General features: G+C 54.7%; 10 protein-coding genes. 9 read left to right on the top strand and 1 reads right to left on the bottom strand.

From position 1 onward, the window contains the following. The first annotated feature begins 1,012 nt into the window (after window positions 1-1,012). The gene (hisF, locus tag B2Y11_RS03355; RefSeq protein ID WP_291056207.1) at window positions 1,013-1,768 is read left to right on the top strand and encodes an imidazole glycerol phosphate synthase subunit HisF; all 756 of its coding nucleotides are present in this window, start codon (window positions 1,013-1,015) and stop codon (window positions 1,766-1,768) included. Window positions 1,769-1,777: 9 nt separating this feature from the next. Further along, window positions 1,778-2,455 carry a bifunctional phosphoribosyl-AMP cyclohydrolase/phosphoribosyl-ATP diphosphatase HisIE gene (gene hisIE, locus B2Y11_RS03350; RefSeq protein ID WP_291056205.1) on the top strand — a complete coding sequence of 226 codons (678 nt, stop codon included), beginning with the start codon at window positions 1,778-1,780 and terminating at the stop codon, window positions 2,453-2,455. A gap of 379 nt (window positions 2,456-2,834) precedes the next feature. On the opposite strand, the gene B2Y11_RS03345 is transcribed toward hisIE, so the two are convergent. Then, window positions 2,835-4,277, bottom strand: a complete 1,443-nt coding sequence (locus B2Y11_RS03345) for an alanine/glycine:cation symporter family protein (RefSeq protein ID WP_291056202.1) — start codon at window positions 4,275-4,277, stop codon at window positions 2,835-2,837. Window positions 4,278-5,174: 897 nt separating this feature from the next. Here B2Y11_RS03345 and B2Y11_RS03340 point away from each other — a divergent pair. The 7 genes from B2Y11_RS03340 to recO all read left to right on the top strand — a co-directional run bounded on the left by B2Y11_RS03340 (window position 5,175) and on the right by recO (window position 11,576). Then, complete coding sequence (locus B2Y11_RS03340) at window positions 5,175-6,125, top strand: TIGR01212 family radical SAM protein (RefSeq protein WP_291056201.1); 951 nt, start codon at window positions 5,175-5,177, stop codon at window positions 6,123-6,125. A gap of 8 nt (window positions 6,126-6,133) precedes the next feature. Further along, the gene (locus tag B2Y11_RS03335; RefSeq protein ID WP_291056199.1) at window positions 6,134-7,135 is read left to right on the top strand and encodes a PhoH family protein; all 1,002 of its coding nucleotides are present in this window, start codon (window positions 6,134-6,136) and stop codon (window positions 7,133-7,135) included. Then, window positions 7,119-7,610 carry an rRNA maturation RNase YbeY gene (ybeY, locus tag B2Y11_RS03330; RefSeq protein WP_291056196.1) on the top strand — a complete coding sequence of 164 codons (492 nt, stop codon included), beginning with the start codon at window positions 7,119-7,121 and terminating at the stop codon, window positions 7,608-7,610. Before B2Y11_RS03335 ends, ybeY begins: the two co-directional genes overlap by 17 nt. Then, window positions 7,600-8,013 (top strand): cytidine deaminase, encoded by a 414-nt coding sequence (locus B2Y11_RS03325; protein ID WP_291056193.1) that lies wholly within the window; start codon window positions 7,600-7,602, stop codon window positions 8,011-8,013. Before ybeY ends, B2Y11_RS03325 begins: the two co-directional genes overlap by 11 nt. Continuing rightward, window positions 8,010-8,918 carry a GTPase Era gene (era, locus tag B2Y11_RS03320; RefSeq protein WP_291056190.1) on the top strand — a complete coding sequence of 303 codons (909 nt, stop codon included), beginning with the start codon at window positions 8,010-8,012 and terminating at the stop codon, window positions 8,916-8,918. Before B2Y11_RS03325 ends, era begins: the two co-directional genes overlap by 4 nt. A 653-nt stretch (window positions 8,919-9,571) precedes the next feature. Next, window positions 9,572-10,933, top strand: coding sequence for a hemolysin family protein (locus B2Y11_RS03315; protein WP_291056187.1), 1,362 nt, complete (start codon window positions 9,572-9,574; stop codon window positions 10,931-10,933). After that, window positions 10,920-11,576, top strand: coding sequence for a DNA repair protein RecO (gene recO, locus B2Y11_RS03310; protein WP_291056184.1), 657 nt, complete (start codon window positions 10,920-10,922; stop codon window positions 11,574-11,576). Before B2Y11_RS03315 ends, recO begins: the two co-directional genes overlap by 14 nt. The last annotated feature ends 282 nt before the right edge of the window (window positions 11,577-11,858 follow it).

The raw sequence follows: 11,858 nt of genomic DNA, 5'->3' as shown, positions 1-11,858 counted from the left end.
CTTTCCCGTGGAGAAAGTCCGGCGAAGCGGGATAAGGGGGAGCCACCGAAGGTGGCTAATTCACCGCCATGCTTAGCGTGCTTAAGAAGCAGGAGAGAAATCCCGTAACGCAGGCTCCTTTCTCAGAAAGGAGCTGGGCGAAGCCCTGAGGAACACAGAAGATAAGCCAAAAGCTGCCTGCTGCAAGGCAGCATTCTATCGGGAGATTTCTCGGCTCCCTTTCAATGGCTCCACGAAACTATGTGATTCATACCGGCTTGTACCTCCGCTCGAAATGACGAGGGAACCATAGTGACACAAATGCAAGCCCCGTAACGTCTTGCGCCCCCTTTAGGGGGAGAGGGCCACGGCGTGGCGCGGGGGTGTACGAGGTTAAGTGGCGAAATGATACTCTATGCTGAACTGACTGTGGAGGTCCTGCATAGGACCTCCAAGTCAGCCGAAGTTGGCCCTGCATAAACTGGCGAAGGAGTATCATAATTATTCTTACCCTCGTACACCCTTTGCCTCTTCGAGGCGTTCCCCTCAAAGGGAAACGAGAAATATAAAGAGGCCTTCCTTTTAGTCGGCTGACCGATCGCAAGGCAGCATTCTGCAGGGAGATTTCTTGGCTCCCTTTCACCGGCTCCATGAAACTATGGAATCATACCGGCTCGTACCACCGCTCGAAATGACGGGGACAGCACTGATGACACAAAAGCAAGTCCCGTAACGCTGACTTTATATTGCGCCCATAGGGCGCCACCACAACCCTCAGCGGCATAGCCGCTGTCGCCCCCTGAGCGAAGCGAATACAACCCTTCTATACAACCCTCGGGGCCAAAGGCCCCGTCAACCGTCTCCTATGAACCCTTGGGCCACAGGCCCATCAATCTTAAGAACCTTTTCCGACTCACATGGGCCCACCCCCTTTGGTGCCTTGCGGCACCACCGTCCCCCCGCAGGCGGGGGGACAATAGGGATGAGGAGAACCTCCTGTCCCCATTTTCCTCAGAAAGCAAAGGAGCATACTATGCTTGCAAAAAGAATTATCCCCTGCCTTGACGTGAACCATGGCAGGGTAGTCAAAGGAAAACAATTTCATCACCTGCAGGACGTAGATGATCCTGTGGCTTTAGGAAAGTTCTACTCCCACTCCGGCGCCGACGAGCTGGTGTTCTACGACATCACCGCCACCCACGAGGGGCGGGAAACCTTTGTGGACACGGTGAAGGCCATTGCGGAAGAGCTCACCATTCCCTTTACCGTAGGCGGCGGCATCCGCAAAGCCGACGATTTCCGCACCATGCTTCTGGCAGGGGCGGATAAAGTGTCTGTGAACTCCGCTGCCGTCATGCATCCGGAAATCATCCGGGAAAGTGCAGAACGTTTCGGAAACCAGTGCGTTGTCCTTTCCATCGACGGTAAAAGAAACGGAAACGGCGGCTGGGATGTGTACATCGAAGGGGGACGGAAGAATACCGGTATTTCCGTACTGGAATGGGCCCGGAAGGGCATGGAGCTCGGCGCCGGTGAAATCTGCATGAACTCCATCGACACCGACGGCGAAAAAAATGGCTACGACCTGGAACTTATGCATACCCTGTCAGAACAGCTCTCCATCCCTGTCATCGCTTCCGGCGGTGCAGGAAAAATGGAAGATTTCCTCAAAGCCTTCGAAGCCGGTTCCGACGCTGCCCTGGCGGCCTCGGTGTTCCACTTCGGCGAAATCGCTATCCCTGATTTGAAAAAATATTTGGCAGACCACGGCGTACCCGTGCGGATGTAAGGAGGATTTATGGAGTCAGTAGATATTCAGAATATAAAATTTGACGAAAAAGGCCTGGTGCCGGCGGTGGTGCAGGACGCCAGAAGCGGCGAAGTGCTCATGGTGGCCTACATGAACAAAGAATCCCTTGCCAAAACAGTGGAAACCGGCGAAACCTGGTTCTTCAGCCGCAGCCGGCAGAAACTCTGGCACAAAGGCGAAGAGTCCGGACATTTCCAGCATGTACAGCGCATTTACGTAGACTGCGACGCCGACACCCTGGTGGTGCAGGCCATCCCCGACGGCCCCGCCTGCCATACAGGAAACAGAACCTGTTTCTACAGGAACCTTGCGGGCTGGGATAACGGGGAAGGAGAAGGAAACCTTGCCATCCTCCACACCCTCTTTGAAGAAATCAAAGACCGCAGGATCCATCCCCAGGAAAAATCCTACACCAACTACCTCCAGAAAGAAGGCAAAAACAAGATCGACAAAAAAATCGGAGAAGAAGCCTCCGAAGTCATCATCGCCGACCAGCACGAAGACAAGGAAGAAATCATAGACGAATCCTGCGACCTCCTCTACCACCTCTTCGTTCTCTGGGAAAATGCGGGCGTAGACCTCTATGACATTATGAAAAAAATGGAAGACCGGGACGAGAAAAAAGGAAATAAGAAAGTCGTAGGCCATCTGGATAAGACGTTCTGAAGGGGAAAAAGAAGATAGAAGATAGACATCCGACTTCTGACTTCCTGCCGACCGGTATGCTTTAGTGGGCTAGTGTACTAGTGGGCTAGTGGGCTAGTCGGAGTCAATGTCTACGTGTACCGAAACCCTTCGCTGTCGCTCAGTATTCTGACGATTGAGGCGGGAAGGGAAGCACGTAACGTAAGGCTCCTTCCACTGGAAGGAGCTGCCCGATAGGGCTGAGGATAGGCCTTTCTCCAGCAAAGGCGCCGCCGTAGGCGGCCTATAAGAATCATTGCCGCGCAGCCTGCGGCGGAGCCGCTGTCAAACCTCGGAACCTTAAGAACCATTCAATCAAAAAGACCTCTGCCGAAGCAGAAGTCTTTTTTGATTTCACCAATTATTTTTCCATCCGTTTCATGTGGTTGGAATTATTTTCATCATCCCACCATACGATACCTTTGGTATCCGGCAGCGCATCCTTATGGAAAAGGGGCACTTTGATGCCCTTTTTCAGCTGCTTTTCGTAATCCATGAGGCAGGCGCGGGCCTGGGGGAAGAGGAGGATAATGGCACTTACGTTGGTGAGGACCATGAAGGCCATGAAGAGGTCTGCCAGATTCCATACCAGCGGCAGGTCTGCCTGGGAGCCCCAGAAAATCATGATGGCGATGAAGACGCGGAAAAGATTCAGCGGCCATTTCTTGTTTGTCAGGTGGCCGATATTGATTTCACCGTAATAATAATTTCCAACCAGGGAAGTGAAGGCAAAGAGGAAAATCAGGAAGGAAACGGCCTTCGGAGCCCAATCGCCGAAGTACCGGGACAAATCCCACTGGATCAGTTCGATGCCCGTGAGTCCGGTGGCGCTGTAGTCTCCGGTGAGGAGGACGATGAAGGCAGAAGCGGAGCAGATGAAGAGGGTATCTACATATACGCCGAAGGCCTGGATGAGGCCCTGTACTACCGGGTGGGTGGCGTCAGCAGTGGCTGCGGCATTCGGTACGGAACCTTCGCCGGCTTCGTTGGAGAAAAGGCCTCTCTTGAAACCGGTGAGCACAGCAGCGCCCATACCGCCGCCAAATACGGCCTGCCAGTCGAAGGCATCGCGAAGGATGACATAAATAACGTGGGGCATTTCCGTAATGTTATAAAGCATGATGCCAATGGCTACTACGATGTAAACACCGGCCATGATGGGCACCATCCATTCAGTCACCCGGGCGATACGGCCCATGCCGCCGCAGATGACCAGCATGGCCAGCATGGTGACCACGGCGCCTACGATCATGCGGTCAAAGCCCAGTGCATGGTTCAGCGCCAGGGCGATGGTATTGGACTGTACGGAGTTATAAATCATACCGTAGGTGACGGAAATCAGGATGGCAAATACAGCTGCCCAGATACCGTGGCCAAGGCCGTTCTTCAGATAGTAAGCCGGGCCGCCGCGGAAACCGTTTCCGTCTTCCCTGGGCACCTTGTAAATCTGGGCCAGGGTGGATTCCACGAAACCGGTGGCAGAACCGATGACGGCAATAAACCACATCCAGAAAATAGCGCCGGGGCCGCCGGAGACGATGGCAATGGCAATACCCGCAATATTTCCCACCCCTACACGGGAAGCGGTACTGACACAGAATGCCTGGAAAGGAGAAACCTCATTTCCCTCCGTCTTCCTGCCGGCGGTGTGGGCAATCAGCTTAAACATCCGTCCAAAGTACCGAACCTGCACCCCTCTGGTGCGGACGGTGAAATAAAACCCTGCGCCCACCAGCAGGGCAATAATAACGGATGACCATAGAAATCCGTTAATGGCGGAAACTGCATTGTTCAAAGATTCCATATTTCCTCCTTAGAAATGAAAGTTATGCATACATAGTTATTATAGTATGTTTTTACACTTTAGGGAAGCGCTGATTAAATNNATCCAGTGAGTCAGTGACAGCAGTGGATGAAGGAACGCAGTGACGCGCAAAATATTGTGAGTCGGTGATAGCCGTGCTGTAGGGGAGCGCTAGGGAAGCGCTGATTAAACCGTTATCGGATTTCATTCTTGTGTTTTTATTCAATGCAAGGAACGGGGCGACGCGAATAGTGAGCTATTTAAGGAGCCCCATGACGAAGCAGTGCATAAAAATTCTTATAAAAGCAGACTCTGCGAATTAATCAGCGCTTCCCTAGACAATGAAAAATATGAGCTTGAAAAGGGGAGCAGGGAATGGTACAGTGCGGCTGCCCGCTTTCCGCTGTCCGCTTGCCGTGACGGTGGGCGCCATAATCCTCAGCGGCCAAAGGCCGCTGTCTTTAGAACCCCTTGAACCGGGGCCACTTCGTGGCCGCCCCCTTTGGTGCTGACGCACCACCTACCCCTTGCAAATCGGTCAGCCGGTTGAAAGGATGGCCTCTTAATGGGCAGGCTGGAGGCCAACTTCGGCTGACTTGGAGGCCCTTGCAGGACCTCCATAGTGGGACAATGAAATGGGGGGAATGAACCTTTTCCCCACCATTTGAAACACAACCCTTCTACACAACCTGCGCCGACAGGCGCGCCCCTTTTTATACTGCGGCGTCAGCCGCCACCACCACCCTTGGGCCCAAAGGGCCCGTCAAACCTAAGAACCTTGAGAACCTTCGGCCCGCAGGGCCGTCAACCTTCCCCTTTGGACCCGGGCCCTTTGCACTTAGCCCCACTTGTTATATAATTATATTGACTCATTGTTTATTGAAGTACAGGAGATTTATGGAGCGTTACAGGAATTATTCTGATTATCTGAAGGAGCGGTACGGGGAGAAGGTATATAAGATTCCCGTGTCCCTTCCGGTGACCTGTCCGAACCGGGACGGCACATTGTCTTCGGCGGGCTGCATTTTCTGCGGATCCATCGGCGCCGATTATGAGACGAAGGCGGTGGGGATGGAGATTACCCGTCAGCTTAACCGAAGTATGGCCCATGTGGGGCCGAAGTACAAGGCCAGAAAGTTTATTGCCTATTTCTTGAATTTTACAAATACCTACGCGAAGCCTTCCGATTTCAAAAGGTGGGTGGAGGAGGCCATGAGCCATCCGGCGGTGGTGGCATTGGATGTGTCTACCAGGCCGGACTGTGTCCATGAGGTGTATCTGGATATTCTGAAGGAGGCGTCGGAGCGGTTTCACAAGGATGTGACGGTAGAGCTGGGGCTGCAGAGCAGCAATGTGCATACCCTGGCGGTGCTGAACCGCTGCCACGGGCTGGCGGAGTATATAGATGCGTGCCTACGTATCGGGCGGTATGGCTTTGGCCTCTGCACCCATGTGATTGCGGATCTTCCCTGGGATGACCGGCTGGATGTGGCGGAGACGGCAAAAATCATTTCCGCCCTTCCGGTGACGGAGGTGAAGCTTCATTCCCTTTATATCGTGAAGGGGACGAAGCTGGCAGACATGTACGAGAAGGGGGAAGTGAAGCTGCTCCCTATGGAGGAGTACCTGGAGCGGGCAGCGCTTTTTATTTCCTATCTCAGAAAGGATATCGTTATCCAGCGCATGGTGGGCCGGGCGTCCGGCGGAAATACGATTACTGTGAACGGAGGCTCTCCCTGGTGGGAGGTGAAGGATGCCATCCACCGCCTTCTGGAGGAAAGAAATATTATCCAGGGGTGCCGGTGTGATTACCTGGACGGCGCCGGGGTGCGTCATTTTTTGAAATAGAAAGGGAAATGATTACGGAACGGGTAGAAGAAATACTGATCAGGGACCAGCAGGAAGCGTCCCATGTCTTTGAGAGAGACAGTTCTTATCTGAAGGTGATTGGTGACCATTACGGCATCGATGTGTCCGGCCGGGGCAATCTCATCCGCATGAAGGGTGAGGATGAAGCGGTGACAAAGGCGGCAGCGGTGGTGGAGCGGCTGCGCCATATGGTGCGGGAGCGGATCCGGCTGTCGGAGCGGCAGGTGCTTCTGGTGATGCGTCTCATGGATGAGGGGAAGGAGCAGCTTCTCCGGGACATGGAGGACGATATTATCAATTTCACCAAGAGCGGAAATCCCATCCGTCCAAGGACTCTGGGGCAGAAGCTCTATGTGGATGCCATCCGGCGAAATTCCATTACCTTCGGCATCGGGCCTGCCGGCACGGGGAAGACCTATCTGGCAGTGGCGCTGGCAGCTTTTGCGCTTAGAAATCACGATGTGCAGCGGATCATCCTTGTCCGTCCCGCCGTGGAGGCAGGGGAGAAGCTGGGATTTCTTCCCGGCGATATGCAGGAAAAGGTGAATCCCTATCTCCGTCCTCTCTTCGACGGCCTTCTGGATATGTTCGGGCCGGAAGAATTCATTCGGCTCCAGCAGAAGGGGCAGATCGAGGTGGCGCCGCTGGCCTATATGCGGGGACGCACGCTGGAGAAATCCTTTGTCATTCTGGACGAGGCCCAGAATACTACGGTGGAGCAGATTAAAATGTTCCTTACCCGCCTGGGGTTCCGGTCGAAGATGGTGGTGAACGGCGATGTCACCCAGATCGACCTGCCGCCCCATGTGCAGAGCGGTCTTATCGATGCCCTCCGGGTGCTGAAGGGGGTAAAGGATATAGGCCAGGTCCATTTCACAGAGGACGATGTGGTGCGCCACGACCTGGTGGCCGCCATCATTCATGCCTATGAGGAAGATGCAAAGAGGAAAAATAAAAACGGAGGCAGCAGCCATGGAAATCACAATTAATTATAGCGATATGAAATTTTACAGTGAGGAACTGGAAGCACTGATTCACAGGGTGCTGGAAAAGGGAGCGGAGCTGCAGAAGGTGCCGGAAGATGCGGAAATCAGTGTGCTCATCTGTGACGGCGAGACCATTCATGAGCTGAACCGGGACTACCGCCACGTGGATGCGCCTACGGACGTGCTGTCCTTTGCCCTGAACGAAGGGGAAGACGACATTCCGGAGGAGGAAAAGGCGCTGGGAGACATTGTCATCAACCTGGACCGGGCAGTGGAACAGGCGAAGGAATTCGGTCACAGCAAGGAAAGGGAAATGGCCTACCTCTCGGTGCACGGTTTCCTCCATATCCTGGGCTATGACCACTATGACCCGGAGGAAAAGAAGGCCATGAGAAAGGCGGAGGAAGATATTCTTGGCGCCTGCGGCCTCACCCGCATTGTGACAGAAGGGCAGCTGGAAAGAGAAAATGAAGCCTGAGGACATCCGCTGCCTTCTGGAAAAGGCGGAAGCGGTGAGGAAGAAGAGCTACTCTCCCTACTCCTGCTATCCTGTAGGGGCGGCGCTTCTCGCGGAAGACGGCACCATCTATACGGGCTGCAACATGGAAAACGTGTCCTATCCCGCTTCCCTCTGCGCCGAAAGAAATGCCATCGGCAGCGCCATTGCCCATGGAAAGCGTAAATTTTCCGCCATTGCCATCATCGGGAGCCATGAGGACTACACCATGCCCTGCGGTATCTGCCGACAGGTGATGGCCGAATTTCATGTGCCCCTCATCATCTGCGGAAAATCCCCGGAGGACTACCGCACCTATACACTGGAAGAACTATTTCCTTCTTCCTTCAAGGCAGAAGAACTGATTCATAAGGAGAATCTATGACAGAAACTGATAAAAAATTCCATTCCGGCTTCGCCGCCCTAGTAGGCCGGCCTAACGTAGGGAAATCTACCCTCATGAACGCCCTGCTGGGTGAGAAGATTTCCATCGTCTCCGCCCACGCCCAGACCACAAGAAATAAAATCACCGGCGTGTGGAACGGCGACAATTCCCAGGTGGTATTCCTGGACACCCCGGGCATGCATAAGCCCCAGAGCAAGCTGGGAGAAGCCATCCGCCAGAGTACCATGGACGCCTTGGACGAAGTGGACCTCATCCTCTTCCTCTGCGCTGTGAACGACCCCCTGGGCGCCGGGGACCGCTACATCCTCTCCCTTCTGAAGGACAGGAAAGTGCCGGTAATCCTCGCCCTCTCCAAAACCGACCTTATTTCCAAAGAAGACGTGCTGAAGAAAATCGTGCAGTACAGCAAGATCTACCCCTTCGCCGAAATCATCCCCCTCTCCGCCAAAACCGGTGAAAACCTGGATGAGCTCATGAAGTGCGTAGTGAAATACCTGCCGGAAGGGCCGAAATACTTCCCCGACGACATGGTAACCGACCAGCCGGAAAGAAATATCGTCCAGGAAATCGTGAGAGAAAAACTCCTCACCCGCACCAGGGACGAAGTGCCCCATGCCATCGGCGTATACACCGAAGAATTTTCCGAAAGGGAAAACGGCAAAGTCTACATCCGCTGCACCATCTACGTGGAGCGGGACTCCCAGAAGCGCATCATCATCGGCAAAAAAGGCAGCGTCATCAAAGCCGCCGGCCAGGAAGCCAGAGAAGAAATCCAAAGCCTCATCGGCGCCCCGGTATTCCTCGACCTCTGGGTCAAAGTCAGCAAAGACTGGAAGAATAAAGATTATATTCTGAGAGAACTGGGATATAAGGAACATAAGTGACACGCCCTGTCGGGGCGTGAGGGTTCAGGCGCCTTCGGCGCCCGGGTTCGAAGGGTGCAGAGGGTTCAAAGGGTGGTGGTAGGCGCCTCCAAATTATAGAAGGCGCCTTTTTATGAAAAAACCTTTACAACCGGGCTTTCGCCCGTGGGAAAGCCATACAACCGCCCTGGCGGGCGATGGCAAAGCGGCCCCCCTTTGGTGCCTGCGGCACCACCTTTCCCCCTCTTCGAGGGGGCACTATGGGTGCTCAGCATTGTGCCACATGACTCTGCGGGAAAATATTGAGAGGTTTATTCTGCCCCCTGAATAGGGGGAAGTCCGGCGCAGCCCGGATAGGGGGTGGCGAGCGCAGCGAGCCAGTCAGCAGAATGCCTATCATGCCATATGACTCATAAAGCCAATCCCGTAACGCTGACTTTATAAGCATTGCCCGAAGGGCAATCCACAACCCTCAGCGCCGTAGGCGCTGTCGCCCCCTGAGCGAAGCGAATACAACCCTTTCTATACAACCTGCGGCGGAGCCGCGCCCCTTTTTTTTAAAAATTGCGGCGAAGCCGCCACCACAACCCTCGGGGCGAAGCCCCGTCAACCTTCCCCTCTGAACCCTTTGAACCTTCTGAACCCTTTGAACCCTCGCGCCAGAGGCGCGTCCCGTGTTATACAAGGAGGAATGTCCTATTACTACCGATATACAGTGGCTGGCGCTGTCTATGGCAGCGGCCCTGGCTGCTTCGTTTCTGAATTACAAAAACACACTGGTCAATTTTTCTTTTGCCCGTATGCGAAAGAAGTACATTGAAGATAATGATGAGCAGGATCCGGAGCTGATCCGGAAGGTGGCGCCTTTTTACCAGCGCACCAGCCAGATTCTGGGAGGCACCCAGGTGGCTTTTGTGCTGTACTGCGGCGTTTTTGCCATCAGTCTTCTGGGCATGGTGTTTTTCGGACGCCGCCTTCTTCTGCTGCTCCTGGGAGCGGAGCTTGCCTGGGCGGTGGATGTGATTCTTGGCGTCCTCTCGGTGGTGCTGGTTACCGCCTTTTGGACAGGGACAATCCTTTACCCCGGCACCAGGGCCCTGGTGGAGCCGCTGCCCATTCTGGCATCCCACCGGTGGGTGGTGCACTGGAACCGCCGCCTTTTCAAGCCGGTGGTGCAGGCCGGTCTTTTCCTGGTGCGCCGTATTTTCCGGCTTCATAAGATTCCCTTCCGCAATGAGGTCAATTTCACCTATACGGAGGATGAAATCCGCTGCATTGTGGAGGAAAGCAACAGGGGCGGCAGGCTGAATGCCCTGGAAAATACGCTCATTAAAAATTCCTTCGATTTCTTCGACCTCATGGCCCGGGATGTCATGATTCCCCGGAATAACATGGTGGTTCTGGATTATAATGACGACATGGAAACCATGCGCCGGGTGATTTCAAAGGCCCATCACACCTGTTATCCCCTGTGCATGGACGACAAAGACCAGATTCTTGGCTTCATCCATGTGAAGGATTTCATGGAAAGCCTTCTGCGTGGACAGGTGAATGTGAAGAATATTATGCGGGAAATCCTGACGGTACCGGAAGTCATGCCGGCGCCGTCGCTGCTGCAGCTCATGAAGAACCGCCGCATTTACCTGGCGGTGGTGGTGGATGAGTACGGCGGCACGTCGGGCATGGTAACACTGGAGGATCTGGTGGAAGAGCTCATTGGCGAGATTCCCCAGTCCGTGGATACCACGCCCTATGAAATCCTTCGCATGAAGGACGGCACCTACGAATTCGACGGCACCGTCATTCTGGAGGATGTTTCGGACCGGCTGGAAATCGACCTGTCCGGCGAAGATATGAATGCCACCATCGGCGGCTTCGTTTTCTCCCATCTGGAACGAATCCCCAAGGTGGGGGACCACGTGGACTTCTCCGGCTGGCGCTTCTCCGTGCTCCGCATGGACGGCTTCCGTATCGTCCGGGTGCGGGCGGAGAAACTGGGGGATAAGGGAAAGGAAGAGAAACATGAGGGAAATTAAAAGCGGCGAAGCCATCGTCCTCCACAGCAGCCAGGGAAGAGAGGGAGGAAAGACCCTCTCCCTTTTTACTGCCTCCATGGGCCCCATGCCTATGATTCTTCCCAGGGCCGTCATGACCCGCTGCGGCAGCGGTCTCACCGCCCCCTTTGCCATCATCCGATTCACAGCCTCTGTGGAAGATGACTTTGCGGTCCTCAGTCAGTATGAGGGCCGCCTTCTTTTTGACATAATGAAACTGCCCTACGAAGAAATGACCTACTGGTTCTATGTCATAGAGCTCACCGAAAAACTCTTCCCCCAGCGGCAGAAAGACGACGGTGCCTATGACACCCTTCTCAAGGCAGGCTCTATGGGAGGAAAAAGAAACAGCCTTCCTCTCTGCTTCATGACGGCGGTGAAACTCCTGGCCCAGTCCGGATTCGACGCCGCCTCACCGGAAGAAGCGGAAGAAAACCACCTCTCCCCCGAGGCCCTCTCCCTCCTTACCGCCTTCCGGGACTACCGCTGGCAGGGCCCTTTCTCCCGTCCCATCTCCCGGAACACCTTCCATGAAGCAGCAGCCTACGTGGAAAACTTCGTGGAAAGGGTATGCGATATCAGGATGCATACGAAAGGGGCGTTCTTGGGGACTGAGGGGTCATAGGGGGTGCTTCCCAGTATTCCCGAAGGTTGACACGCCCTTACGGGCGTGAGGGTTGAGCCAGCCGCCGGGCCTTTCAGCCCTGGGCTGTCAGGGTTCTGCCTGTGATCGGCTTCGTCTTACAGGCGGTTTGAGGGCTCCCGCCCTCGGGAGGTATGAAGTACCGTTCCACTAGGGAGGTACGGCGCCAAAGGCGCCATTTTTTATGCCGCCTTTGGCGGCGAAAACCATACAACCGCCCTGGCGGGCGCTGGAAATGCGTCCCCCTTTGGTGGCTGGCGCCAC

Source organism: Dialister sp. UBA1703, assembly GCA_002320515.1.
In the GTDB taxonomy this organism is placed as follows: domain Bacteria; phylum Bacillota; class Negativicutes; order Veillonellales; family Dialisteraceae; genus Dialister.
The sequence above is the reverse complement of the archived record's forward strand: the minus strand, read 5'-3'. Positions and strand labels throughout refer to the sequence as shown.

Excerpts from the sequence above, each read along its gene's own strand:
- hisF (WP_291056207.1), top strand. The coding sequence starts at position 1,013 with ATGCTTGCAAAAAGAATTATCCCCTGCCTTGACGTGAACCATGGCAGG.
- hisIE (WP_291056205.1), top strand. The coding sequence starts at position 1,778 with ATGGAGTCAGTAGATATTCAGAATATAAAATTTGACGAAAAAGGCCTG.
- B2Y11_RS03345 (WP_291056202.1), bottom strand. The coding sequence starts at position 4,277 with ATGGAATCTTTGAACAATGCAGTTTCCGCCATTAACGGATTTCTATGG.
- B2Y11_RS03340 (WP_291056201.1), top strand. The coding sequence starts at position 5,175 with ATGGAGCGTTACAGGAATTATTCTGATTATCTGAAGGAGCGGTACGGG.
- B2Y11_RS03335 (WP_291056199.1), top strand. The coding sequence starts at position 6,134 with ATGATTACGGAACGGGTAGAAGAAATACTGATCAGGGACCAGCAGGAA.
- ybeY (WP_291056196.1), top strand. The coding sequence starts at position 7,119 with ATGGAAATCACAATTAATTATAGCGATATGAAATTTTACAGTGAGGAA.
- B2Y11_RS03325 (WP_291056193.1), top strand. The coding sequence starts at position 7,600 with ATGAAGCCTGAGGACATCCGCTGCCTTCTGGAAAAGGCGGAAGCGGTG.
- era (WP_291056190.1), top strand. The coding sequence starts at position 8,010 with ATGACAGAAACTGATAAAAAATTCCATTCCGGCTTCGCCGCCCTAGTA.
- recO (WP_291056184.1), top strand. The coding sequence starts at position 10,920 with ATGAGGGAAATTAAAAGCGGCGAAGCCATCGTCCTCCACAGCAGCCAG.